At 70.8% G+C, this 22,914-nt stretch carries 24 protein-coding genes and 1 riboswitch; of the genes, 12 read left to right on the top strand and 12 right to left on the bottom strand.

Features of this window, described 5'->3' with window-relative positions:
- Positions 1-52 precede the first annotated feature (52 nt).
- A complete protein-coding gene (groL, locus tag HCT63_RS04450) occupies positions 53-1,684 on the bottom strand; it encodes a chaperonin GroEL (protein ID WP_167001551.1) in 1,632 nt (543 codons plus the stop codon).
- Positions 1,685-1,942: 258 nt separating this feature from the next.
- Between groL and HCT63_RS04445 the strand changes: the two genes are divergently transcribed.
- A complete protein-coding gene (locus tag HCT63_RS04445; protein ID WP_167001550.1) occupies positions 1,943-2,416 on the top strand; it encodes a dihydrofolate reductase family protein in 474 nt (157 codons plus the stop codon).
- Here HCT63_RS04445 and HCT63_RS04440 read toward each other — a convergent pair.
- On the bottom strand, positions 2,406-3,338 hold the full coding sequence (locus HCT63_RS04440) for a LysR family transcriptional regulator (protein ID WP_167001549.1): 933 nt from the start codon (positions 3,336-3,338) through the stop codon (positions 2,406-2,408). The genes HCT63_RS04445 and HCT63_RS04440 overlap by 11 nt on opposite strands.
- Positions 3,339-3,412: 74 nt before the next feature.
- On the opposite strand from HCT63_RS04440, the gene HCT63_RS04435 reads away from it, so the two are divergent.
- Positions 3,413-4,360, top strand: a complete 948-nt coding sequence (locus HCT63_RS04435) for an EamA family transporter (RefSeq protein WP_182397139.1) — start codon at positions 3,413-3,415, stop codon at positions 4,358-4,360.
- A 20-nt stretch (positions 4,361-4,380) separates the two neighbouring features.
- Here HCT63_RS04435 and HCT63_RS04430 read toward each other — a convergent pair whose 3' ends face one another.
- The 4 genes from HCT63_RS04430 to otsB all read right to left on the bottom strand — a co-directional run bounded on the left by HCT63_RS04430 (position 4,381) and on the right by otsB (position 8,690).
- Complete coding sequence (locus HCT63_RS04430; protein WP_167001548.1) at positions 4,381-4,659, bottom strand: MoaD/ThiS family protein; 279 nt, start codon at positions 4,657-4,659, stop codon at positions 4,381-4,383.
- A gap of 15 nt (positions 4,660-4,674) precedes the next feature.
- Positions 4,675-5,877, bottom strand: a complete 1,203-nt coding sequence (gene thrC, locus HCT63_RS04425; protein WP_347877920.1) for a threonine synthase — start codon at positions 5,875-5,877, stop codon at positions 4,675-4,677.
- Positions 5,878-5,982: 105 nt separating this feature from the next.
- Positions 5,983-6,124: riboswitch (SAM riboswitch) on the bottom strand.
- A gap of 72 nt (positions 6,125-6,196) precedes the next feature.
- The gene (locus tag HCT63_RS04420) at positions 6,197-7,858 is read right to left on the bottom strand and encodes an alpha/beta-hydrolase family protein (protein WP_167001547.1); all 1,662 of its coding nucleotides are present in this window, start codon (positions 7,856-7,858) and stop codon (positions 6,197-6,199) included.
- A complete protein-coding gene (otsB, locus tag HCT63_RS04415; protein ID WP_208322265.1) occupies positions 7,842-8,690 on the bottom strand; it encodes a trehalose-phosphatase in 849 nt (282 codons plus the stop codon). Before otsB ends, HCT63_RS04420 begins: the two co-directional genes overlap by 17 nt.
- Before the next feature lie 64 nt (positions 8,691-8,754).
- On the opposite strand from otsB, the gene HCT63_RS04410 reads away from it, so the two are divergent.
- A complete protein-coding gene (locus HCT63_RS04410) occupies positions 8,755-9,444 on the top strand; it encodes a CPBP family intramembrane glutamic endopeptidase (protein ID WP_167001545.1) in 690 nt (229 codons plus the stop codon).
- A 7-nt stretch (positions 9,445-9,451) separates the two neighbouring features.
- Here the strand turns inward: HCT63_RS04410 and HCT63_RS04405 are convergent, their stop codons facing one another.
- From HCT63_RS04405 to HCT63_RS04395, 3 genes are read right to left on the bottom strand one after another with little or no spacing between them, the layout of a single operon-like run.
- A complete protein-coding gene (locus HCT63_RS04405; protein WP_167001544.1) occupies positions 9,452-11,086 on the bottom strand; it encodes an alpha/beta-hydrolase family protein in 1,635 nt (544 codons plus the stop codon).
- 45 nt (positions 11,087-11,131) lie between these two features.
- Positions 11,132-11,635 carry a LytR C-terminal domain-containing protein gene (locus tag HCT63_RS04400; RefSeq protein WP_167001543.1) on the bottom strand — a complete coding sequence of 168 codons (504 nt, stop codon included), beginning with the start codon at positions 11,633-11,635 and terminating at the stop codon, positions 11,132-11,134.
- Between the two features lie 10 nt (positions 11,636-11,645).
- On the bottom strand, positions 11,646-11,954 hold the full coding sequence (locus tag HCT63_RS04395; RefSeq protein ID WP_167001542.1) for a DUF3263 domain-containing protein: 309 nt from the start codon (positions 11,952-11,954) through the stop codon (positions 11,646-11,648).
- 89 nt (positions 11,955-12,043) lie between these two features.
- Between HCT63_RS04395 and HCT63_RS04390 the strand changes: the two genes are divergently transcribed.
- The 3 genes from HCT63_RS04390 to HCT63_RS04380 are packed head-to-tail and all read left to right on the top strand — an operon-like array spanning position 12,044 to position 15,233.
- Complete coding sequence (locus tag HCT63_RS04390; RefSeq protein WP_167001541.1) at positions 12,044-13,072, top strand: Gfo/Idh/MocA family oxidoreductase; 1,029 nt, start codon at positions 12,044-12,046, stop codon at positions 13,070-13,072.
- Positions 13,073-13,121: 49 nt separating this feature from the next.
- The gene (locus HCT63_RS04385) at positions 13,122-14,597 is read left to right on the top strand and encodes a trehalose-6-phosphate synthase (protein WP_167001540.1); all 1,476 of its coding nucleotides are present in this window, start codon (positions 13,122-13,124) and stop codon (positions 14,595-14,597) included.
- A 45-nt stretch (positions 14,598-14,642) separates the two neighbouring features.
- Positions 14,643-15,233 (top strand): GNAT family protein, encoded by a 591-nt coding sequence (locus HCT63_RS04380; RefSeq protein ID WP_182397138.1) that lies wholly within the window; start codon positions 14,643-14,645, stop codon positions 15,231-15,233.
- A 7-nt stretch (positions 15,234-15,240) separates the two neighbouring features.
- Here HCT63_RS04380 and HCT63_RS04375 read toward each other — a convergent pair whose 3' ends face one another.
- The 3 genes from HCT63_RS04375 to HCT63_RS04365 all read right to left on the bottom strand — a co-directional run bounded on the left by HCT63_RS04375 (position 15,241) and on the right by HCT63_RS04365 (position 18,009).
- Entirely contained in the window at positions 15,241-16,449 is a 1,209-nt protein-coding gene (locus HCT63_RS04375) for an MFS transporter (RefSeq protein WP_167001539.1), read from the bottom strand.
- A gap of 115 nt (positions 16,450-16,564) precedes the next feature.
- Positions 16,565-17,506, bottom strand: coding sequence for a hypothetical protein (locus tag HCT63_RS04370; protein ID WP_167001538.1), 942 nt, complete (start codon positions 17,504-17,506; stop codon positions 16,565-16,567).
- On the bottom strand, positions 17,503-18,009 hold the full coding sequence (locus HCT63_RS04365) for a SigE family RNA polymerase sigma factor (RefSeq protein WP_167001537.1): 507 nt from the start codon (positions 18,007-18,009) through the stop codon (positions 17,503-17,505). The genes HCT63_RS04370 and HCT63_RS04365 overlap by 4 nt, the downstream gene beginning before the upstream one ends.
- A 95-nt stretch (positions 18,010-18,104) precedes the next feature.
- Between HCT63_RS04365 and HCT63_RS04360 the strand changes: the two genes are divergently transcribed.
- From HCT63_RS04360 to HCT63_RS04335, 6 genes are read left to right on the top strand one after another with little or no spacing between them, the layout of a single operon-like run.
- Positions 18,105-18,422 carry a DUF202 domain-containing protein gene (locus tag HCT63_RS04360; protein WP_167001536.1) on the top strand — a complete coding sequence of 106 codons (318 nt, stop codon included), beginning with the start codon at positions 18,105-18,107 and terminating at the stop codon, positions 18,420-18,422.
- A gap of 54 nt (positions 18,423-18,476) precedes the next feature.
- Complete coding sequence (locus tag HCT63_RS04355) at positions 18,477-19,151, top strand: uracil-DNA glycosylase (protein ID WP_208322264.1); 675 nt, start codon at positions 18,477-18,479, stop codon at positions 19,149-19,151.
- A gap of 31 nt (positions 19,152-19,182) precedes the next feature.
- Positions 19,183-20,349, top strand: a complete 1,167-nt coding sequence (locus HCT63_RS04350) for an AI-2E family transporter (RefSeq protein WP_243842875.1) — start codon at positions 19,183-19,185, stop codon at positions 20,347-20,349.
- 59 nt (positions 20,350-20,408) lie between these two features.
- Entirely contained in the window at positions 20,409-21,446 is a 1,038-nt protein-coding gene (locus HCT63_RS04345) for an iron-containing redox enzyme family protein (RefSeq protein ID WP_167001535.1), read from the top strand.
- The gene (locus HCT63_RS04340; protein ID WP_167001534.1) at positions 21,443-21,697 is read left to right on the top strand and encodes a CDGSH iron-sulfur domain-containing protein; all 255 of its coding nucleotides are present in this window, start codon (positions 21,443-21,445) and stop codon (positions 21,695-21,697) included. The genes HCT63_RS04345 and HCT63_RS04340 overlap by 4 nt, the downstream gene beginning before the upstream one ends.
- Complete coding sequence (locus tag HCT63_RS04335) at positions 21,694-22,872, top strand: alcohol dehydrogenase catalytic domain-containing protein (RefSeq protein WP_167001533.1); 1,179 nt, start codon at positions 21,694-21,696, stop codon at positions 22,870-22,872. Before HCT63_RS04340 ends, HCT63_RS04335 begins: the two co-directional genes overlap by 4 nt.
- Positions 22,873-22,914: the final 42 nt, after the last annotated feature.

Genomic DNA, 22,914 nt, shown 5'->3' with positions numbered 1-22,914 from the left:
CCGACGGGGCGCCGCGTGGTGCTGAGCCGAGCTCAGACGGTGGGTTCTGAGATCAGAAGCCCATGCCGCCCATGTCGCCCATGTCGCCGCCCGGCATGGCCGGAGCGTTCTTCTCGGGCTTGTCGGCGACGACGGCCTCGGTGGTGAGGAAGAGCGCCGCGATCGAGGCTGCGTTCTGCAGCGCCGAGCGGGTCACCTTGGCCGGGTCGAGGATGCCTGCAGCGATGAGGTCGACGTACTCGCCGGTCGCGGCGTTGAGGCCGTGACCCAGGGGAAGCCCCTGAACCTTCTCCGCCACGACGCCGCCCTCGAGGCCGGCGTTCACGGCGATCTGCTTGAGCGGAGCGGTCGAGGCCGACTTGACGATGGCCGCGCCGGTCGCCTCGTCACCCTCGAGCTCGAGCTTCTCGAACGCCGCAGCGGTGGCCTGGACGAGTGCCACGCCGCCACCGGCGACGATGCCCTCCTCGACGGCCGCCTTCGCGTTGCGCACGGCATCCTCGATGCGGTGCTTGCGCTCCTTGAGCTCGACCTCGGTGGCCGCGCCGACCTTGATGACCGCAACACCGCCGGCGAGCTTCGCCAGGCGCTCCTGCAGCTTCTCGCGGTCGTAGTCGGAGTCGGAGTTCTCGATCTCGGCACGGATCTGGTTGACCCGTCCGGTGATCTGGTCCTCCGAGCCGCCACCGTCGACGATGGTGGTCTCGTCCTTGGTGACGACGACCTTGCGCGCGGTGCCGAGCAGCGAGATGTCGGCGTTCTCGAGCTTGAGACCGACCTCCTCGCTGATGACCTCGCCACCGGTGAGGATCGCGATGTCGGTCAGCATGGCCTTGCGGCGGTCACCGAAGCCCGGAGCCTTGACGGCGACGGACTTGAAGGTGCCCTTGACCTTGTTGACGATCAGGGTGGCCAGCGCCTCGCCCTCGATGTCCTCGGCGATGATCAGCAGGGGCTTGCCCGACTGCATGACCTTCTCGAGGACGGGGACGAGATCCTTGACCGAAGTGATCTTGGAGTTCGCGATGAGGATGTATGGGTCGTCCAGCACCGCCTCCATGCGCTCAGGATCGGTGTAGAAGTACTGCGAGATGTAGCCCTTGTCGAAGCGCATGCCCTCGGTGAGCTCGAGCTCGAGCCCGAAGGTGTTGCTCTCCTCGACGGTGATGACGCCTTCCTTGCCGACCTTGTCCATCGCCTCGGCGATGATCTCGCCGACGATGGGGTCAGCAGCGGAGATCGCGGCCGTCGAAGCGATCTGCTCCTTGGTCTCGATGTCCTTGGCCATCGAGAGCAGCTGGGCGGAGACGGCCTCGACGGCCTTCTCGATGCCACGCTTGAGCGCGATCGGGTTGGCGCCGGCCGCGACGTTGCGCAGGCCCTCGCGCACGAGCGCCTGAGCGAGCACTGTGGCGGTGGTGGTGCCGTCGCCCGCGACGTCGTCAGTCTTCTTGGCGACCTCCTTGACGAGCTCGGCGCCGATCTTCTCGTAGGGATCCTCGAGCTCGATCTCCTTGGCGATGCTCACACCATCGTTGGTGATGGTCGGAGCGCCCCACTTCTTCTCGAGGACGACGTTGCGGCCCTTGGGGCCGAGGGTCACCTTCACCGCGTCGGCGAGGACGTTCATCCCTCGCTCGAGGCCGCGGCGGGCTTCCTCGTTGAATGCAATGGTCTTAGGCATATCTCCCGCGATTCCTCCGCGTAGAGGTGGATGGTTCAGGGCGATGCCCGCGACGGACGGCCCGCGTCCGCGGCGATCCCTTCTCGCCGTGACCTTCGAACCTCATCGACCTGTCCCGTTCGTACGTTGGCACTCGTACGAGACGAGTGCTAACGCCCTTTCTAGCACTCGGGCCCAGCGAGTGCAAAGACTGGGGCACGCGATGAGTTCCCCGGGGACGGCCGGTCCCCCCTCCGATCCCGACCGAAGGACCTGCCCATGGCGACCTCGCTCTACCACTCCACGGCCTCGCTCGACGGCTTCATCACGGGCCCCGACGAGGAGATCGGCTTCCTCGTCGAGCCCGCGATGGGCGACAACGCCCTCGTCGACGCGCTCACGGCCCGCCCGTACGGCGGTGCGTGGGAGGGGCCGATCGTCGTGCACACCCACGACCCGGACGAGCCTCCCGCCGAAGGGATCGTCTTCGTCACCGGCACGGTCGAGGACGCCTACGCGGTCGCGGCGGAGGCGGCCGGCGACAAGTACGTGGTCGTGCTCGGTGCGGTCACCGCGAGGCGTCTTCTGGAGGCGGGCCTGCTGGACGAGGTGATGCTGCACGTCGTGCCCCGGTTCGTCGGCGCCGGCACCCCGGTCCTCGACGCCCCCGAAGGTCTCCCGGTGAGGCTGGACTGGATCAGCCGCTCGACGTCCGGCGAGATCCAGAACCTCTGGGCGCGCGTCATCGGCTGACGCGCGCGGCGAGCTCGCCGGCCACCACCTCGAGGTCACTCAGCACGGTTCGGACCGCTGCACGCTCGGCACGGTCGGGTCGCGCCAGCGCGAAGACGTGCCTGCCCGCTCGCACACCGTCGAGCCCGAGCAGCCGGACGTCCCGCGGCTGTGCCGCCGTCGCCCACAGGCGCGGGAGGAGCGCGATCCCCTGCCCCGACGCGACGAACGCCGCGACGACGTGGTTGTCGAGGAACCGCTGGACGACCTGGGGCGCCTGTCCGTCGACGGCGAGCATCGGGAGGAGCAGGTCGAACGGGTGCCCCTCCGGCACGCCGATCCACGGCTCGCCGGCGAGGTCCTCGGGGCGCACCCGCTCCTGCGTCGCGAGCCGGTGGCCCTCCGCGACGGCGACGTCGAGCGGCTCACGCAGGAGCGGCGTGACGTGCAGGCCCGTCGTACGGGCGTCGGGCACCGCCACGACGGAGTGGCCGATGACGACGTCGTGGTCGGCGGTCGCCGCCGCGAGGTCGTGCTCGGCGAGGTCGAGGTCGCTGAGCCGTACGGTGACGCCAGGCGCGTGGGCGGCCAGACGAGGGACGAGCGGCGCGAGCAGCATCTCGGCGCCGCTCGGGAACGCCGCCACGGCGACCTCGCCGCGCACGTCACCACGGAACTCCTCGAACCGTGCCCGGGTCCGTGCCACCACCTGCGCGATCTCGACGGCTCCCTCCGCCAGGAGGTGGCCCGCCTCGGTGAGCCGTACGCCGCGGCCGTCGCGCTCGACGAGCACCGCCCCCAGCTCGCGCTCGAGCGCCTTGAGGGCCTGGGAGATCGCCGACGGCGTCCGGTACGTCGCGGCGGCGACCGCCGTGATGCTCCCGCGCTCGGCGAGCTCGCGCAGAACCGCGAGCTTGTCGACGTCGAGTCCGTCTCCATTCATTGAAGCAACGCTACAAGGTGACAAGAGAAATAGTCGCTTGTGCTACATCCAAGAAGGCCCGCACGCTGGGACGCGTGACCTCCCGTGACCGTTCCCTCGCCGTGCTCGTCGCGGTCACCTGGGGGCTGAACTTCCTCGCCATCCACGCCTCGCTCGAGCACTTCCCGCCGATGTTCTGCGTAGCGCTGCGGTTCGGCCTGATGGCGATCCCGACGATCCTGCTCGTCCCGCGGCCGGACGTGGAGCTGCGCTGGCTGATCGGGTACGGGGCAGGGTTCGGGATCGCGCAGTTCGTCTTCCTCTACGCCGGGATGAACGCCGGCATGCCTGCCGGGCTCGCCTCGCTGGTCCTCCAGGCGTCCGCCCCGTTCACCGTCGTCCTCGCCGGCGTCCTGCTCCGCGAGCGCCTGAGCGGCCGTCAGGTCCTCGGGATCCTCCTCGCGATCGCCGGGCTCGCCGGAGTCGCGTGGCACCGGTCGCAGACGGCGGCGCTCCTCCCCGTCGTACTGACCCTGCTCGGCGCCCTCGGATGGGCCTTCGGCAACCTCGCGAACCGGCAGGCCCGTCCGTCGAACCCGTTGCACCTAACCCTCTGGATGTCGGTCGTCCCGCCGATCCCGATGCTCGCCCTGGCACTGCTCGTCGAGGGCCCCGGGCGCGTCGGCACCTCGATCACGACCGCGTTCACCGCCGAGGCGCTCCCAGCAGTCCTCGGTATCGCCTACACGATCGTGATCGGCACGGTCGTCGGCTCGGGGCTGTGGACGATGCTGATGACCCGCTATCCGTCGAGCACGGTCGCGCCGTTCTCGATGCTCGTCCCGGTGGTCGGCATGAGCACGAGCGCCGTCGTCCTCGGGGAACGCCTCCACCCGTTCGAGCTGGCCTCGGGGGCGGTCGTCATCGCCGGTGTCCTTCTCGGGTCGACCCGGCGCAAGACGACGACAAGCGATCAAGCCGGGACGACTTCGCGCGCCTCGCGACCCTTGGGGCCGTCCGAGATCTCGAAGACCACGGCCTGACCGTCCTCGAGGGTCTGGGGTCAGCAGCCGCCGGCGACCGCCGGGATGATCGAGACCTGCTGGCCGGCCGGGACCGAGGTCTCGAGGCCCTCGGCGAAGCGCACGTCCTCGGTGCCGACGTACACGTTCACGAACCGCCGGATCGCGCCGGTCTCGTCGACCACGCGCGCCTTGATCCCCGGGAAGGAGGCCTCGAGCGAGTCGATGACGGCGGCGACGGTCTCGCCGTCGACGTTCACCTCGGAGTCACCCTTGGTGTAGGTGCGCAGGATCGTCGGGATGCGGACGGAGACGCTCATGGGTGTCCTCTCGGATCAGACGAGGTTGGCGGCGGTGAACGCCGTGTAGGTCGGGTCGATGGTCGCGGCCGGGCCGACCCGGTCCGCGATGGCATCGAGGGTCTTGAGCCCGTCGCCGGTGTTGAAGACGACCGTCTCCGCCTCCGGGTCGAGCTGCCCGCTCGCGAGGAGCTTCTTGAGCGTCGCGATCGTGACGCCGCCGGCGGTCTCCGCGAAGATGCCCTCCGTACGGGCGAGGAGCTGGATGCCGTCGCGCACCTCGTCGTCGGAGACGTCCTCGACCGCACCGCCCGTACGGCGGCAGGTGTCGAGCACGTACGGACCGTCGGCGGGGTTGCCGATCGCGAGCGACTTGGCGATCGTGTCCGGCTTGACCGGGCGGACGACGTCGTGGCCCTCGCGGAACGCCTGTGCGACGGGCGAGCAGCCGGTGGCCTGGGCGCCGAAGATCTTGTAGGGCGTCGCGTCGACGAGACCGAGCTTGCCGAGCTCGGTGAAACCCTTGTCGACCTTGGTGAGCTGCGAGCCGGACGCGACCGGGATGACGACCTGCTCCGGGATGCGCCACCCGAGCTGCTCGGCGGTCTCGTACGCCAGCGTCTTGGAGCCCTCGGCGTAGTAGGGCCGGACGTTGACGTTGACGAACGCCCACCCGTCCTCCTCGCCGGCGATCTCGCTGGCGAGCTTGTTGACGTCGTCGTAGTTGCCGCGGACGGCGACCAGCGTGCCGCCGTACACCGCGGTCGTGAGGATCTTGGGCCGCTCGAGGTTCTCCGGGATGAAGACGACGCTCTTGATGCCGGCGCGGGCGGCGGCCGCGGCGACGGCGTTGGCGAGGTTGCCCGTCGAGGGGCACGCGAGGACCTTCAGGCCGAGCTCGCGAGCCGCTGACAGTGCGACGGCGACGACGCGGTCCTTGAAGGAGTGCGTCGGGTTGCCCGAGTCGTCCTTGATCCACAGCGTCTTGATGCCGAGCTCGCGGGCCAGGTTGTCGGCCTTCACGAGGCGGGTGAAGCCGGGATCGGTGTTGGGGATCGCGGCGATGTCGGCCGGCACCGGCAGCAGCGGCTGGTAGCGCCAGATGCTCTTGGGCCCCGCCTCGATCTGCTCGCGGGTGATCGCCGGGAAGTCGTACGCCACCTCGAGCGGGCCGAAACACTCGAGACAGGCGTAGTGGGGACCGAGCTCCTGGTGGGCGCCGCACGCGCGGCACACCAGGCCGGTCGCGTTGCCGAAGGCGCCCTCGCGAGGCTGTCCTGAGCCCGTCGAAGGGCCGGTCGTACGGTCAGGGTTTTGCAGCGTGCTCGCGCTCACGAGGCCTCCTCGTCATCTTCCCTGCACGCGACTTTCGCCACAGGACGGACTTGGCACCATGCCTGGCGGCGGCCCCGCGGGATCGCGAGTTCACGTCAGCTGGTTGCCGGGGCTTCGTCGGGCCGTGTCCCTCCGCCCCTCGTGATGAGCTGCGTTCAGCCTACGTGTCCGTCTCACATACCGTCTACTCATTCCACCATGTGGACAGCGCCTGGTCCTCCCCTCAGCGCACCCCGCGCAGCCTCTCGCGCAGCGCCTCGACGCGCTCGTCGTCCCAGTCGGCCTGCGGCAGCATCGCTCGCCAGGCGTCGAGCGGCTGCGTCCCGTACAGGTGACCGTTGCCCTCGTCGAAATCGTTGCCGCCCGCCATATCGAGCGCGAGCGCGAAGAACGTGCCCGTGGGCCACCACCGCAGGTACGGGGAGACCGCGGGGTCGCGACGCTCCTGCATCCAGTCCGGCTCGCCCCACGCCAGCGACGGCTCCCACCAGACGATCGGGTCGTCCGCGTTCTGCAGGTACGTGACGCGCGGCGAGGCGCCGTCGAGGTCGCTGATGCGGTTCGCGAAGCGGATCGTGCCGCCGTCGCCGACCACCGGCGCGACCTGCCGCGAGCCGCGGACGCGCTCACGCTCGGCCGTCCGACGAAGCTCGGTGAAGGCGGGCGACCCCACCCACAGGGCGCGGTCGACCTGCGCCGTCATCGCGTCGAGGTCCGCGAACGCACCCTGCCCTCCGTACGCGCCGAGGCTCTCGCCGGTGACCACCAACAGCGGACGCTCGGCCTCCGGGACCGCGGCGAGCCGCTCACGCACGGCGTCGAGCATCGCGCGCGCGGTGACGATCGCGGCGTCCTGCTCCATGAGGTAGGCGATCGGGCTCGGCAGGTGGGAGTACTGGATGCCGACCACTGCGGAGTCGCCGTCGTAGAAGTACTCGAGCGGCACGAACAGCTGCTCGTTCATCCAGCCGGTGCCCGTCGGGACGTTCACGACGACCACGCTCCGCGTCCAGGCGTCCGTACGGTCCATCTCCTCCAGCAGCACGTCGACGCGCTCGTCGACGCTGTCGGCGGTGCCGCGCCCGACGTACAGCCGGATCGGCTCGGCCGCCGGCTCCCCCGTCAGCTCGGTGATGCGCTCGGCCGACGGCCGCCGTCCGAGGAACGTACGGCCCTGGTCGCCGAGCCCGTCCCACGCGACGTCGGAGCCGGGACCGGACGTCACGTACGAGGTCTGCGGCGGGTCGGGGTCGAACGGGGTGAGCACGGTGTCCGACAAGGACATCGTGCTGTTGAGCCCGTCGATCGTGCGCTGATAGGCCCACGTGTTGAGCGCCGCGATCACCACCACCGCCGTCAGCACCGTCGCGAGGACCGACGCGACCACCGGGCCGAGGAACCGACGCCCCCGCCGCGCGAGCACGTTGCGGACCGCGCGGAGCGCCAGCGCCACGCCGACGACCACGAGCAGCACCAGCGCCGCCACGAGCGGCACTCCTAGCAGCGGCCACCCGGGCTCGTCGACGCCCAGACGCTCGTACGTCCACGCCTGACGGTCGAGGCTCTCGCCGTACGTCAGGACGACGACCACGGCGGCGAGCGCGGGGAGCCACAGGCGCATGTGCCGGCTGCGCAGCACGACGACCGCTCCGGGGCGCACCCGCGCGAGGACCGTGCGGACCACCAGGCCGATCAGCGCACCCAGCCCGTAGCCGATCGCGGTCAGGAGGCCGCTGAGCACCCCTTGCAGCACCCACGTCCGCGGGAGCAGCGACGGCTGAAGAGAGAACCAGAAGAACGCCGCCGCGAGCAGGAGACCGGCCGGGCTGCGTCGCAAGACCCAGGACGCGACCGCGCGGGCCGCCCGCTCAGCAGCCGAGCGCATCGGCGAGCCGCTCGAGCCAGCCGGCAAGCTCCTCGGGACCGTGGACGACGAGGTCGGCGCGCGGCATGAGCGCACGTTGCTCGTCGGAGGCGACGGCGATGAGCATGACCTCGGCCGCGCCGTGAGCCCGCATGCTCTTCAGCGCCGCGTACGCAGGGAGGTCGCCCAGGTCGTCGCCGGCGTACACGATCGTCCGCGTGCCGGTCTCGGTGACGAGGGCCCTCAGCGCCGCACCCTTGTCGACGGACGAGTCGCGGACCTCAACGACGTAGCGACCGTGCTCGGCCGACAACCCGTGGAGGCGGGCGAGCTCGGCGAGCGGCTCGGCCAGCAGGTCCTGCGCCGATGCGGGGTCGGCGAGGCCACGCGTGTGGACCACGACGGCCCGACCTTTGTCCTCGAGCCGAGCCTCTTCGATGCCCAGGCGTGCGAGCAGCGCCGGGATCTCGGCGCGGACGAGCGCGACGGCCTCCGGCGGTGGGGGTACGGAGGACTCGCGCGTCTCGGCGTCCCAGCGCTCGGCGCCGTACTGACCGAGGATCGTCATCCGCGACAGTCCCTCGCGGTCGGCGAACCCGCCCAGCCGCAGCGCCGTCTCGACCGGCCGTCCGGTGACGACGGCGATCTTGCCGACGCACGGACCGATCCGTTCCAGCGCGTCGACGGACCGGGCGCTCGCGTGCGCGTGCTCCGGGTCGTCGACGATCGGGGCGAGCGTGCCGTCGAAGTCGAACGCGAGCATCGCCTGCTCGGGATCGGCCAGCAGCGACGCCAGCGCCGAGGCGCCTGCGTCGGTGCGCGGATGCGGCTCGAGGACCGCGGGGAGGGACATGCTTCCCATCCTTCCAGGCGTTCAACGCCGGCGGTGCGGGAGTCGTGAACCCTACGATGGTCCCGTGACCCGGGGCCGTTCGTACGCCGTCGTCGTCGGCGCGATCGTCGTCACCGGCGCGCTCCTCGCCGTCCTGCCGCTCGCGGTGTCCACGATCGTCGCCGTCGCGGCGACCCTCGTCTTCCTCGGTCTCGCGCGGCGGCTCCTCCTGACGGCCGACGACCTCGGCCTCGCGCGCGACCACCTCGGGTCCGGCGCGCGATGGGCAGCGGCCTCCGCCGGCGGGTTCGCGCTGGTCTACGCAGTCGCCCTCGTGGTCCCCGCGACGCACGACCTGCTCGTGGACGACCGGAGCCCCGACTCGCTCGCGGACCTCGCCGTACGGGTGCTGCTCGTGATCCCGCTGCACACGGTGGTGCTCGAGGAGCTCGTGTTCCGCGGCGTGGTGCAGGGGATGGTCCGGCGCGACCGCGGCGTCCGTACGGCGACGGTCGTGTCCTCGCTGCTGTTCGGGTTGTGGCACCTGGGCTCGGCCTCATCCGCGCTCGCCGGCAACCAGGCCGTGTCGGAGACCCTCGGCGCCTCGCCGCTGGTCACCTTCGCCGGCATGGTCGCGATCGTCTCCGGCACCGCGCTGGCCGGGGTCGTGCTCGCCTACGCCCGCGAGCGCAGCGGCAGCCTGCTCGCGCCGATGGGCCTGCACTGGGCCGCGAACGCCGCAGGCACGATCGCTACGTACGTCGCGACCCGCTGAGGCGGCGCTACGGTCGCTCGTCCTGCGTCACCAGCGCGCGCAGCTGCTGCGACTTCTCGGTCGACCAGTCCGGCGTCCGCAGGATCGTCGCCCACGCGTCGACGTGCTCGCCCGCGTAGTTGTGCCCGTACCCCGGCGGCACCTCCGTACCGAGCGCCATGTCGGCGGTGACCTGCCAGAACGTGACGAGCGGGATCCACTGCACCGACGGCAGCACCTCCGGGCCGCGCTCCTCGCGCAGCCAGTCCGGCCGGGTCATGAGGAGCTGGGTGTTCCACCACACGATGGGGTCGGACGCGTGCTGGAGATAGAGGACCCGAGTGCCGTCCCACGGCTCGCCTGCAGGCGCGATCGGTTCAGAGGTACGCCGCGCGAACCGCACCGTACGACCGTCCTGATAGACCGGCAGCACCTCCGGCGTGCCTGCGTCGCGGTCGCCGACGAAGCGGCTCCACAACGGGTTGAAGCTCGGCGGCCCGACGAAGAGCGCGCCGTCTGTGCGGTTGGCGACGTCGTACGCGCCCGAGAACGCGGCCTCTCCCCCGAACGACCCGAGGCTCTCCCCGAACACGTACAGCTCCGGACGCGCGTCGACGGGCATCGCCGACCAGTGCGCGAACACCGCGTCGAACAGCTCACGACCGGAGTTCTGCGCCTGCTCCTGGTCGACGAGGTAGGAGATCCACGACGGGAACGACGAGTACTGCATGCCGACCACGGCGGAGTCGCCGTCCGCGAGGTACTCGAAGCTCGACGCCGACGTCTCCTCCACCCACCCCGAGCCCGTCGTGGTGACGACGAGGAGCCGCTGGCGCGCGAACCCTCCCGCGCGCACGAGGTCCTCGACGGCGAGTGCCGCCCGCTGCGAGAAGTCGTCGCCCGACTCCAGTCCCGCGAAGACCCGCACCGGCTCGCGGGCAGGGCGGCCCGTGTACGCCGCGATGTCGTCGGCCCGTGGACCTGACGCGGCGAACACCCGGCCCTCACGGCCGAGTGTCTCCCAGGCGACCAGCGAGTCCGGGCTCCCGGAGCGCTCCGGGTTGGTCGGCTGCTCGACCCCGTCCGGCGTGATCGTGTTGCGGTACGAGAAGACGTCGTCCGCCGTGGCGCGCAACCGGTCGAACAGCACGCCGTCGATCGCACCGACCAGGAGCCAGGCGACGACGAGGAGGCCGAGCGCCTTGGCGGCCCGCTCACCCAGCGCACGGTCGAGCAGCCGGACGAGCTTGTGGTAGAGCCACCGAAGGCCGCGACCGAGCTGGATGAGCAGCAGCGCGACGAGTGCCCAGGCCAGCGGGATGGTCAGCAGCCACGGCCACGGCTCGCGGTCCATGCCCATCAGCGCGCGGATCTCGTCCTGCCACAGCCGGCCGGCCACCAGCGAGGCAGCGACGGCCACGGTCGCGATCGCGGCGAAGACCGCCCAAGAGCGGCGCTGTGCCGGATGGGTGTCCCGATCGACGAGCTCGCGCCAGACGTACGCGGCGAGCACCCCGAGCCCATACCCGAGCGCCGAACTCACCCCGGCGACGAGGCCCTGGAACACCGCGGGCCGTGGCAGCAGCGACGGCGTGAAGGCCAGGCACCCGAGGAGGACGGCACCGTACGCACCAGGGAGCGTGTAGAGGGAGAGGCGGCGCACGCGCCTGAGCGTAGTGGCCCCCGTGGCGTCAGCCCTCGGTGAGACTCAGCCCTCAGTAAGGATGAGCGTCAGACGGTCGAATTTCATCGGCTCGATCGCCGGCTTGACCCGGTCGATCTTGAGGTCGGCGGCGAGCCGCTTGGCCTGGTCCTCGAGCTTCTTGGGGTAGTAGACGGTCGACTCGGGGATCTTGCCGTACCAGTTGTCGACGCCGACGACCTTCCAGCCGGCGTCCTCGATACGCGCCGCGGTGGCGTCGGCCAGGCCGCTGACCTTCGAGTTGTTGTAGACCTCGACGAACGCGCGCGGGACCTCGGCAGTCGTCGGGGCCGCCGTCGTCGGGGCAGGGGTGGCGACCGGTTCAGGTGTCGGCGCGGCGGTCGTCGCCGTCGGGGTGGGCGCTGCGGCGGGCGCCTCTTCGGGGTCGTTGCTCACGAGCAGCCCGAGGGTCGCGAGAGCGAGGACGACCAGCGCGCCGACGACGGCGACCGACGGGACCGCTCGGGGTGAGATCCTCGTACGCTGCGTGACCCGGCGTCGTTCGTTCACGGCTTGCCTCCTACGCGTCGGCGTCCAGGCGCCGCGCCGAGCGGGTGCGACGACGCGCCGTGCGCATTCTCCGCAGCCGCTTCACGAGCAGCGGGTCGTGCGCGAGCGCGGGCTCGCGGTCGATCAGGGCGTTGAGAACCTGGTAGTAGCGGGTGGCCGACAGTCCGAACTCCGCGCGGATCGCCTGCTCCTTGATGCCGGCGTACTTCCACCAGGTCCGCTCGAACGCCAGGATCGCCCGCTCACGCTCGGTGAGGTCGGAGGCCTTCTCCGGTCGCGACGACGCGGTCGGTGACGGCGACTCGGTGGCGGCATCCATGTGTCCATCGTAGGCGGGCGAATCACCTCCGTGTCATTCGCTGCCTCCCGGCGTGGCGCGCACGGTTCGCGGGCGCGAGGATGGCGGACATGACATCCGACACCTCGCCGGTCGAGCCTGGCCCCTCGCCGGTCGAGCCTGTCGAGACCCGCTGGGGCATCCTCGCCACCGGCGACATCGCCCACTCGTTCGCGCGGGATCTCGCCCTGCTCGACGATGCCGTCCTGCACGCCGTCGGCTCGCGCTCGCTGTCGTCGGCCCGCGCGTTCGCCGACGAGTACACGACCGGCGACACCCGCCCGCGTGCTTACGGGTCGTACGAGAGCCTCCTCGCCGACCCCGACGTGGACGTCGTGTACGTCGCGACGCCCCACGGACGTCACATCGAGGACGTGCTCGCGTGCTTCGACGCCGGCAAGCCGGTGCTGTGCGAGAAGGCGCTCACCCTCGAGGCCGCGTCGGCGCAGCACCTGGTCGACGAGGCGCGCAGACGCGGACTGTTCTTCGCCGAGGCGATGTGGATGCGCCTCAATCCGAACATCGTCCGGATGCGTGAGATGGTCGCCGAGGGCGCGTGCGGGGAGGTGCGCCAGGTTCGTGCCGACCTCGGATTCGTGGCCCCGACCGACAAGGCACGCCTGTGGGACCCCACCCTCGGAGCGAGCGCGCTGCTCGACGTCGGCATCTATCCGCTGACGTTCGCCTATCTTTTCCTCGGCAAGCCTGCCCACGTCAGCGCCGCGGCGACGCTCAGCGACGCCGGTGTCGACCTGAACGGCGGCGCGACGCTGCGGTACGACGACGGCGCCGTGGCGTCGCTGTCGTGGACCCAGGTCGCCTGGTCCGACGGGCGGGCGTCGATCGCCGGTGACGGGGGACGGATCGAGGTCGCGGGCCGGATGAACAACCCGCGCGGCTTCACGTACGCCCGCTACTGGGAGTCCGACGAGATCACGGTGCCCGTCCTCGGCGAGGGGTACGCCCACGAGATCGTCGAGGTCGGCCGCTGCCTGCGTGAGGGCCTCACCGAGTCTGCGCTGCTGCCGCTCGACGAGACCGTCGAGATCCTCGCGATCATGGACGAAATCCGCGCACAGGTGGGCTCGACGACGGGCTGAGGTCCGCCGCCCGCTGACTCCGTCTCCGTTCGCGGATAGGGTCGATCCCATGAGCGACGTACGCAGGTCCGACACGGTCACCAAGAGCCTGCGAGGGCACGAGGGGTCCGCGTCGTTCGTGGTCGCAGCCAACCGTCTCCCTGTCGATCGCGCGCAGTTGCCGGACGGGTCGACGACGTGGCGCACCTCCCCTGGCGGGCTCGTCACCGCGCTCGAGCCCGTGCTGCGCAAGCAGGGCGGCGCGTGGATCGGCTGGACCGGCGCCGCCGACGAGGAGCTGGCGCCGTTCGACCACGAGGGCATGCAGCTGGTGCCGATCCCGATCCACGAGCAAGAGGTCGAGGAGTACTACGAGGGCTTCTCCAACGCGACCCTCTGGCCGCTCTACCACGACGTGATCGCGACGCCGGAGTTCCACCGCGAGTGGTGGGACTCCTATGTCGCTGTCAACCGCCGCTTCGCCCAGTACGCCGCCGCGATCGCCGAGCCGTCGGCCGTGGTGTGGGTCCAGGACTACCAGCTCCAGCTCGTCCCGCAGATGCTGCGCGAGATGCGTCCCGACCTGCGGATCGGCTACTTCCTGCACGTGCCGTTCCCGCCGGCCGAGCTCTTCACCCAGCTCCCGTGGCGCCGACGCATCCTCGAGGGCCTGCTCGGCGCGGACCTGATCGGCTTCCAGACGACCGGGGCCGCCCAGAACTTCGTCCGCCTCGTACGCCTGCGCGTCGGCAACAAGACGCACCGCGACACCATCTATCTCGAGGACGGTCGTACGGTCGTCGCCAAGGCGTTCCCGATCTCGATCGACTCGCACTCGTTCGAACAGCTGGCGCGTCAGCCCGAGACGCAGACGCGGGCCGCCGAGATCCGCGAGAGCCTCGGCAACCCCAAGTTCGTCCTGCTCGGCGTGGACCGCCTCGACTACACCAAGGGCATGCCGCAACGCTTGCGTGCGTTCGGCGAGCTCGCCCAGGAAGGGCTCCTCGATCCGGCCGACGCCGTGTTCGTCCAGGTTGCGCCGCCGTCGCGCGAGCGGGTCGACCAGTACCGCCGCCTGCGCGACGAGATCGACCGCCTCGTCGGGCGCATCAACGGCGACGTCGGCCGGATCGGACAGCCGCCGATCACCTACCTGCACTCCTCTTACCCGCGCAGCGAGATGGCCGCCCTCTACCGTGCCGCCGACGTGATGGTCGTGACGCCGCTGCGCGACGGGATGAACCTCGTCGCCAAGGAGTACGTCGCGTGCCGCTACGAGGAGACCGGGGCGCTGGTGCTGAGCGAGTTCGCGGGGGCCGCCGCGGAGCTCAAGCAGGCCTACCTGGTCAACCCGTACGACATCAACGGCATGAAGGCCACGATGCTCAAGGCCATCACCGATCCGCCCAAGGAGAAGGCCAAGCGGATGCGCGCCATGCGCCGCCAGGTGATGGAGCACGACATCGACAAGTGGGCGCAGAGCTTCCTCGAGGAGCTCGAGCTGATCCGCGAGCCGCACGGCAAGCGGACCCGCCCCATCGACTGAGGCATCCCGCCCGACGCGCTTTTGGGTCCCGTTAGGGTCGAGCGCATGCGACCGAGTCAGTGGTACGAAGCCCAGGACATGTTCGGCGATCACATCACCCTCACGCAGCTGCGCCCGCACCACGCGGAGGGCGTGCTCGCAGCGTCGGAGGACGACTCCGTGTTCCAGTGGATGTCATTCGACCGTCCGACGACCCTCACCGAGGCCGAGGCCGTCGTGGGGCGCTACCTCGCGATGCCGGACACCAACGCCTGGGCGCAGGTCGATACGAAGTCTGGCGAGGTCGCCGGCATCACCACGTTCTACGAGATCAACCCCGAGCGCCGTTCACTCATCATCGGCGGCACCTGGCTGGGCGAGCGGTTCCAGCGCACCGGTGTGAACACGGAGTCGAAGCTCCTGCTGCTCACCCACGCCTTCGGCACCCTCGGCGCTGTCCGCGTCGCGTGGGAGACCGACGAGCACAACACGCAGTCGCAGACTGCGATCGAGCGGCTCGGCGCCACGAAGGAGGGCCTGCTGCGCAAGCACAAACCGCGCAAGGACGGGTCGTACCGGACGACGGTGCTCTACAGCGTCACCGACGACGAGTGGCCGCAGGTCCGCGACGGTCTCCGTACCGCCCTCTCCCGCTGAGGGCCCGTCAGCGCTGAGGGGCGCGGCTGAGGGTGCGCTGCGCGACGAGGGCCATGATCAGGGCCAGCCACGCGGCCGTGACGGTGACACCGAACGCAGGCCCGTAGCCGCCCGCGTCGGCGAGCCGCCCCGCGGTCGTCGACCCCACGGCGTAGCCGATCCCGGTCGCGCCTGCCAGCAGGGTCATCGCCGCACCGACCCGGCTCAGCGGCACGATGCGCTCCCCGAGCGTGAAGTTGCTGATCATGTACGGGGCGACAGCGAAGCCGAGCACCAGCACGACAGCGACGAGCGCGGGCAGGCTGTGCACGAGCACCAGCGGCGAGGACAGCACCGCCAGCGCGGCTGCGGCGACGAGGATGCGTCGCTCGAAGCCGATCCGTGCAGGCACCCACGCCATCGACAGCCCGGCGACCACCGAGCCCACACCGAGCATCGCGTGCACGAGTCCGGAGAGCCCCGGCGTCCCCTCGGCGGTGGCGAGCGCTGTCGCGCCGGTCTGCACCGACCCGAACAGCACACCCACGAGAAGCTGGGCGACGACGATGAACGCGAAGGCCTTCGTGAAGATGCGTCCCTTGACGGCGTTCGCGACGTGGGTGAGACGGGTGAGCGTCGCCGTCGGGTGGAGCCCGAACCATCCGCCGAACACCACGAGCAGGGCGGCCGCGACTAGCAGCGACCCCGCCGGGTCGACGAGCACGGCGACCGCGCCGACGAGGGCGGGTCCGAGCACGAACGAGGCCTCGTCCGCGGCACCCTCGTACGAGAAGGCGGCGTCGACGAGCTGCGGCGACTCACGTCCCGCCCGCCCCGTGATCGGGCGCCAGCGCACCCGGGCCAACGGGCCGACCTGTGGCATCGCGGCACCGGTGAGCGCGGCGATGGCGATCAGCCACCCGTCAGCAGCACCGGCCTGGGCGAGCAGGACCAGCACCGCGAGTCCGGCGCCACCGGCGAAGGACTGGACGAGGACCACGGGCCGCTGTCCGGTCCGGTCGGCGATCGCACCTGCGATGGGAGAGACGACCGCGTTGGCGATCGCGAGCGCGCCGGCAGCCAGACCGCCCGTCGTGTAGGAACCGGTCGTGGACGAGACGAGCAGGAGCGTGCCCATCTGGCTCATGGCCAGCGGGAGTCGCCCGAGAAAGGCGACAACGACGTACGCAGGGCCGACCATCGCGAAGAGTCGGCGGTACGAGGCAAGGGGTGACACAGAGGTCCTCAGGGTAGGCGTCATTGGCGCGCCTACCCTCCACCAGAACGCGCCAGGAACCCTGTGCCCGTCCAGTGTATCCGGCGTCGCGGAACGGCCGGACGCCTTCGCGTCGCTAGCCTCCGACGCGCTCCACCCGCACGACGGTCCCGACATCGACGACAGCTCCCGGCGCCGGGGTCACCCGCAGCTTGCCGGAGCCCCTCGTACCGACGCTCGTCCGGATCTGCGCCCCGAGCCCGACGCGCTCGAGACGCGCCTCCATCTCGCGCACGCTCGGCAGCGCGGCGTACCCCTTCTTGCCTCCGCTCACGCCGAGCGTCAGCTGAGGCACGGTCACCTCGTCAGCCGGCAGCAGCCGCAACGTCCTTACCACGGCGTCGACCGCCTCGGGCGATCCCTTCACGATGAGGCGTACGTCCTCCGAGGGCACGACGATCACGTCCCGCGTCACCCCGTCGACGATGCTGCGTTCCTGCCCGTACGCGACCCCGTTGAGCGAGCTGTCTGTCAGCGTCGGATCGCCCTCGACCTGCCCGGTCGCGGCGAGCGAGTCGATGCGCAGGGTCGTGATGGTGGTCGAGCTCGGGGACGCGCACGCCTTGAAGACGCCGACCGTGAAGAAATAGGCGCTGTGGACCGGCTCGTCGCACTGAGGTGTCTCCCAGCGCCATGTCTCGGGCACCGACACCACGATCCGTCCGCGACCGACTTCGCGCAGCGCGGCCCCGGGAGCGCCGAGGATCTGCGACACGCTCGTGTCGTCACCGCGACCCGCCACGCGGGCGCTGTCTGACGGCGCCTCGGTGGTCGCGGAAGGCGCGGTGGCCTGCGGGGCGTCACGCGGCACGTCGTCGCCGAGGCCGGAAAGCCCGACCCCGGCGACGACCAGCACCGCTGCCGCGGCAAGTACCGCGGCGACGGGCGCCACCCGACGCGACACCACCCCCGTGTGTCGCGTGCGGGAAGCCGCCTCCCACCGTTCGCGGAGCTCGTCGCCCTCGGGCGCGTACGCCGCGAGGTCGTCGAGACGCCGCCGAATCTCGTCGTCATTCATGGCGTGCTCTCCTCGAACGGGTCGGTCAGGTCCTCACGCAGCCGTGCGATGCCCCGCGACAAAAGACTGCGTACGGTCGCGGGGCGACAGCCGAGCGCCTCGGCGATCGCCGCATCGTCGAGGTCGACCCAGAAGCGGAGCACGATCGCGCGCCGCTGGCGGTCGGACAGGGCGTCGAGCCCCTGCCGGAGCGCGTCGACCTCCTCGTAGGCGAGGCCGCTGGGCGCATCGGCGTGCACCGCCGGTTCGTACGGCACCTCTCGCAGCTTCTTGCGTCTCCAACGGCTGCGCTGGAGGTTGGCCATGATCGTCGCGACGTAGGCCTTCGGATCCTCGGCGGTGGAGACGCTCGGCCAGGACTTCCACACCCGGGTGCAGGTCTCCTGAGCGAGATCCAGGGCATCCTCGCGACTCCCGACGAGCAGGTAGGCCAGACGGGACAGCCACGTGGCGTGCTCGCGCACGAACGCGTCGGCGTCAGCCAGCTGCCCGGAGTCGGTCATGGTCACACATCATGGACGCAGGTGGGGGTCCTCGTGTTGCACGCGCGTTCGAGTGGCGCGTCACATCGAGCGCCCCGCCGTGCCACACTCACCGCATGAGCAACGTCCAGCTCGTCCTCGCCAACGAGCGCACCTACCTCGCGTACATCCGCACTGCTCTCGCGCTCATGGCCGCGGGCGTGGCGATCATCCAGTTCGGTGACAACCTGGGCGGAAAGGTCAGCACCCGCGCCGTCGGAGGCGTCATCCTCGGGAGCGGCATCGTGCTGGCGTACCTGGGCTACTCCCGGTGGCGCGACAACGACCGGCAGATCGCGGAGACCCAGCCGCTCCACGCGACACGAGCCCCTTTCCTGCTCGCGCTCAGTGTCGCCGCGTTCGGGATCGCGGTGCTGGCCCTCTCCCTCTTCTGACGCGGCAGGAGTGACTCGCGAGTGCGCGGAGAGCGACTCGCTACGCTGACGGGCGTGCCTGCCCCGCTGAGCCAGCTCGTCGCCCCCGACTGGGCCGAGGCCCTCGCGCCCGTCACCGACCACGTGACGGCGATGGGCGACTTCCTCCGCGCCGAGGTCGCCGCCGGCCGGACCTACCTCCCCGAGGGCGGCCACGTGCTCCGTGCGTTCACCGAGCCGTTGGACGCGGTCAAGGTGCTCGTCGTCGGCCAGGACCCCTACCCGACCCCGGGCCATGCCGTCGGCCTGTCCTTCTCGGTCGCCCCGCACGTCCGGCCCGTCCCGCGGAGCCTGAGGAACATCTTTGCCGAGATGTGCACCGACCTCGGCGTGACCGAGCCGACGTCGGGCGACCTCACACCGTGGGCGAAGCAGGGCGTCCTCCTGCTCAACCGCGTCCTCACCGTCCAGCCGGGCAAGCCCGCCAGCCATCGCGGCAAAGGCTGGGAGCCGGTCACCGAACAGGCGATCAAGGCGCTCGTCGCGCGGGACCGGCCGTTGGTCGCCCTGCTCTGGGGCCGTGACGCCCAGTCCTTGCAGCCGTGGCTCGGCGACACCCCGGTCATCGCCTCTCCTCATCCGAGCCCGCTGTCGGCATCTCGGGGGTTCTTCGGCTCCCGTCCGTTCACGCGGGTCAACGAGGCACTCGTCACCCAAGGAAGCACCCCTGTCGACTGGCGCCTCCCCTGAGAGCACTGACCGATGCCCTAGCCTCGGTCGCGTGACCCGAGAACGCTCCGCCGTCCTGGCCAGTGGCTTCAGCAAGCTCGCGCGCTGGTCCTGGCAGCTCATCGCCATCGCTGCCGGCCTGTTCGTCCTCGGCTGGATCATCGGCAAGTTCTGGATGATCGGCTACCCCGTGATGCTCGCCCTCGTGGTGACCACGCTGCTCGGTCCGCCGGCGGCATGGCTCCGCGCACGCGGCGTGCCGGCCGCGCTGGCGGCCACCATCACGGTCGTCGGGTTCCTCGCGACGCTCTCCGGCGTGGTCGCCGTCCTGGCTCCGCAGATCACCGGCCAGGCGGGCGAGATCGCGGCCGAGGCCGCACGAGGACTGCAGGTCCTCCAGGACTGGGTCCAGGACGGACCGCTCGGCGTCACCGACACCCAGCTCGAAAACGCAGTGAACGCCGTCGAGGACTGGCTCCGCAACAGCGCCGCGTCGATCAGCGCGGGCGCGATCTCGACGATCGGAGCCGCCACCGGCGTCCTCATCAACACCGTCCTCGTGCTCATGCTGACGTTCTTCTTCGTCAAGGACGGGCACAAGTTCCTCCCGTGGATTCGCCGTACCCTCGGCGGCAGCGCCGGTGTCCACGTCAGCGAGGCGAGCAGCCGTGCATGGGACACGCTCGGTGGCTTCATCCGTACGCAGGCCCTGGTGTCGTTCGTCGACGCGGTCTTCATCGGCATCGCCCTGGTGGTGCTCGACGTGCCGCTGGCGATCCCGCTGGCCGTGATCGTCTTCTTCGGTGGCTTCATCCCGATCGTCGGTGCTTTCGTCACCGGAGCGCTGGCCGTCCTGGTCACGCTCGTCACCAACGACTTCGGCGACGCGGTGATCATGCTCATCGTGATCGTCGCCGTCCAGCAGCTCGAGGGCAACGTGCTGTCGCCGTGGCTGCAGGGCAAGGCGATGAACATCCAGGCCGCCGTCGTGCTGCTCGCCATCACGGCCGGCAGCTCGATGTTCGGGATCACCGGCGCGTTCCTCGCGGTGCCCGTCGTCGCGACCGTCGCGGCGGTCTTCCGCTACGTCAACGAGCAGATCGCCATCGCGGCCGGCGATGCGCCGCCGGAGGGCGGGGTCGCTCCTCCCGGCCAACCCGTCCCCGAGCCGGACGAGGACGGCGCCACCGCAGGAAAGCAGCCGCCGGAGAAGGTGTGACGATGCGCCCAACGGGTACCTCACGCGAGGACTGACCTTCTCGTGCCCAGGAGCTGTCGATGCACCTTCCCGCCGCCCGCGGTCCCCTCAGCGAACGGCTCATCCACCTGCTGCGACGAGATCAGGACGGCGACTCGGGCCGGCTGGCGAGCGCCGCGGTGTCCGAGGTCACGGACGAGGATCCCTCGCCGCTGACGGACGCGGACCATCAGCTCAGCCTCTGGATGCTGTACGAGTTGAGCTTCCGTGGGTTCGACGACGTCGACGACCGGTGGGAGTGGGCGCCCGAGGTGGCCGGCCTGCGCGCGGTCCTCGAGGCGCCGTTCGAGCGGGCGCTGCGCGAGGCCGCCGCGGACTGGCTCACCCGAGCCGAGGCGTACGAGGGCGGAGTCGCGGAGCAGATCTTCACGCTCACCGAAGACTTCGACGAGGGGCCCGACCTCTCCCGGTTCATCCGCCGGGAAGCGACGCCCGAGCAGGTGCGTGACTTTCTGCGCGAGCGCAGCGTCTACCACCTCAAGGAGTCCGACCCCCACACGTTCGTCATCCCGCGCCTGAGCGGCCCCGCGAAGGCGCACCTCGTCGAGCTGCAGTACGACGAGTACGGCGGCGGCCGCGTCGGGCGCCTCCACCACGAGCTCTTCGCCGCGACCCTGCGCGCCTCCGGGCTGGACGACGCGTACGGCGCCTACGTCGACGACGCAGGCGCGTCGACCCTCGCCGGGTCGAACGCCATGTCGCTGTTCTGCCTGCACCGCCGGCTGCGTGGTGCTGCGATGGGACACCTCGCCGCCTTCGAGGCGACCAGCTCGATCCCCTGCCGTCGGATCGCCGCCGGGCTCCGGCGCGTCGGGTTCGGCGAGGAGGCGGCGCACTACTACGACGAGCACGTCGAGGCCGATGCCGTGCACGAGCAGCTCGCCGCTCGGGAGATCTGCGGCACGCTCGTGTCGTCCGGCGACGTCGACCCCGCGGAGGTCCTGTTCGGCGCCGTCACCTGCCTCACCCTCGACGCCCGTCAGTCGGAGGCGCTGACCGGCAGGTGGAGCGACGCTGAGGCGCGCGACGAGGCCGTACCGGCAGGAGCCGGCGCATGACGCGCCGTACCGACCGTGAAGCGCCGGTCGAGGTCGTCCTCTGTCCCGACGGGCCAGCCCTCGTACGCGGCACGGCGTCCCCTGTGGACGTCGTCGTCCCCGACGGCGCGGCGGCGAACGCCCGCCCCGTCAGCGCACTCTGTCGTTGTGGTCGTACCGGCCGCGACCCGTGGTGCGACGGCACACACAAACTCGCCGGCCGTCGCCGCCGCGCCTCGACCGATCGCGAGAACGGGAAGGACGAGACATGAGAGCAGTGACCTGGCAAGGCCGTCGCGACGTCCGCGTCGAGACCGTGCCCGACCCCCAGATCCACGAGCCGACCGACGCCGTCATCCGCGTCACCAGCTCCGGCCTGTGCGGGTCGGACCTGCACCTGTACGAGGTCCTCACCCCGTACATGACGCCGGGCGACGTACTCGGTCATGAACCGATCGGGATCGTCGAGGAGGTCGGCAGCGCGGTCGACCGCCTCGCCGTCGGCGACCGCGTGGTCGTCCCCTTCCAGATCAGCTGCGAGGCCTGCTGGATGTGCGAGCGCGGGCTGCAGAGCCAGTGCGAGACGACGCAGGTGCGCGCGACCGGCAAGGGTGCCGCCCTGTTCGGCTACAGCTCCCTCTACGGGCAGGTGCCAGGGGGCCAGGCCGAGCTGCTCCGGGTCCCGCTCGCGGACACCACCACCGTACGGGTCGAGCACGGACCGCCTGACGACCGGTACGTGTACCTCTCGGACGTGCTTCCCACCGCCTACCAGGGCCTGGAGTACGCCGCCGTCCCCGACGGAGGGACGCTGGTCGTCCTCGGCCTCGGCCCGATCGGGCAGATGGTGGCACGCCTCGCCGTGCATCGCCAGATCCGGACGGTCGGTGTCGATCTCGTCCCCGACCGACTCGCCCGCGCCGCCCAGCACGGTGCCGAGGTGCTCGACGCGACCGACGGCGGAGTGGCCGAGCGCATCCTCGAGCTGACGGCTGGTCGTGGGCCCGAGAGCGTCGTCGACGCCGTCGGGATGGAGGCGCACGGCTCGCCGGTCACCAAGGCCGCCCAGACCGTCGTGGGGCTCCTGCCCGACGTGCTGGCGAGACCGCTGATGGACCACGTCGGCATGGACCGCCTCTCCGCCCTCGTGACGGCGATCGAGATCGTCCAGCGCGGAGGGACGATCAGCCTGTCCGGCGTGTACGGCGGTGCCGCCGATCCCCTCCCCATGCTCGACCTCTTCGACAAGCAGGTGCGGCTGCACATGGGACAGGCGAACGTTCGCCGGTGGATCCCGGAGCTCCTCCCGCTCGTGGAGGACTCGGGCGACCCCCTCGGCGTCGAAAGCTTCGCAAGCCACCACCTGTCCTTGGACGAGGCTCCCGAGGCGTACGCGACGTTCCAGCGCAAGGACGACGGCATGCAGAAGGTCCTGTTCCGGCCATGAGCCGAACGGAGGGACCGCGCCCACTGCCCGCCGTACCGTTGA

Source organism: Mumia sp. ZJ430 (genome assembly GCF_011751845.1).
In the GTDB taxonomy this organism is placed as follows: domain Bacteria; phylum Actinomycetota; class Actinomycetes; order Propionibacteriales; family Nocardioidaceae; genus Mumia.
This window is presented reverse-complemented; position numbering and strand designations above follow the sequence as displayed.

What these genes read in the sequence shown, in the direction of transcription:
- groL (WP_167001551.1), bottom strand. Translation starts at nt 1,684, where the DNA reads ATGCCTAAGACCATTGCATTCAACGAGGAAGCCCGCCGCGGCCTCGAG.
- HCT63_RS04445 (WP_167001550.1), top strand. Translation starts at nt 1,943, where the DNA reads ATGGCGACCTCGCTCTACCACTCCACGGCCTCGCTCGACGGCTTCATC.
- HCT63_RS04440 (WP_167001549.1), bottom strand. Translation starts at nt 3,338, where the DNA reads ATGAATGGAGACGGACTCGACGTCGACAAGCTCGCGGTTCTGCGCGAG.
- HCT63_RS04430 (WP_167001548.1), bottom strand. Translation starts at nt 4,659, where the DNA reads ATGAGCGTCTCCGTCCGCATCCCGACGATCCTGCGCACCTACACCAAG.
- HCT63_RS04420 (WP_167001547.1), bottom strand. Translation starts at nt 7,858, where the DNA reads ATGCGCTCGGCTGCTGAGCGGGCGGCCCGCGCGGTCGCGTCCTGGGTC.
- otsB (WP_208322265.1), bottom strand. Translation starts at nt 8,690, where the DNA reads ATGTCCCTCCCCGCGGTCCTCGAGCCGCATCCGCGCACCGACGCAGGC.
- HCT63_RS04395 (WP_167001542.1), bottom strand. Translation starts at nt 11,954, where the DNA reads ATGGATGCCGCCACCGAGTCGCCGTCACCGACCGCGTCGTCGCGACCG.
- HCT63_RS04390 (WP_167001541.1), top strand. Translation starts at nt 12,044, where the DNA reads ATGACATCCGACACCTCGCCGGTCGAGCCTGGCCCCTCGCCGGTCGAG.
- HCT63_RS04385 (WP_167001540.1), top strand. Translation starts at nt 13,122, where the DNA reads ATGAGCGACGTACGCAGGTCCGACACGGTCACCAAGAGCCTGCGAGGG.
- HCT63_RS04380 (WP_182397138.1), top strand. Translation starts at nt 14,643, where the DNA reads ATGCGACCGAGTCAGTGGTACGAAGCCCAGGACATGTTCGGCGATCAC.
- HCT63_RS04370 (WP_167001538.1), bottom strand. Translation starts at nt 17,506, where the DNA reads ATGAATGACGACGAGATTCGGCGGCGTCTCGACGACCTCGCGGCGTAC.
- HCT63_RS04365 (WP_167001537.1), bottom strand. Translation starts at nt 18,009, where the DNA reads ATGACCGACTCCGGGCAGCTGGCTGACGCCGACGCGTTCGTGCGCGAG.
- HCT63_RS04360 (WP_167001536.1), top strand. Translation starts at nt 18,105, where the DNA reads ATGAGCAACGTCCAGCTCGTCCTCGCCAACGAGCGCACCTACCTCGCG.
- HCT63_RS04345 (WP_167001535.1), top strand. Translation starts at nt 20,409, where the DNA reads ATGCACCTTCCCGCCGCCCGCGGTCCCCTCAGCGAACGGCTCATCCAC.
- HCT63_RS04340 (WP_167001534.1), top strand. Translation starts at nt 21,443, where the DNA reads ATGACGCGCCGTACCGACCGTGAAGCGCCGGTCGAGGTCGTCCTCTGT.
- HCT63_RS04335 (WP_167001533.1), top strand. Translation starts at nt 21,694, where the DNA reads ATGAGAGCAGTGACCTGGCAAGGCCGTCGCGACGTCCGCGTCGAGACC.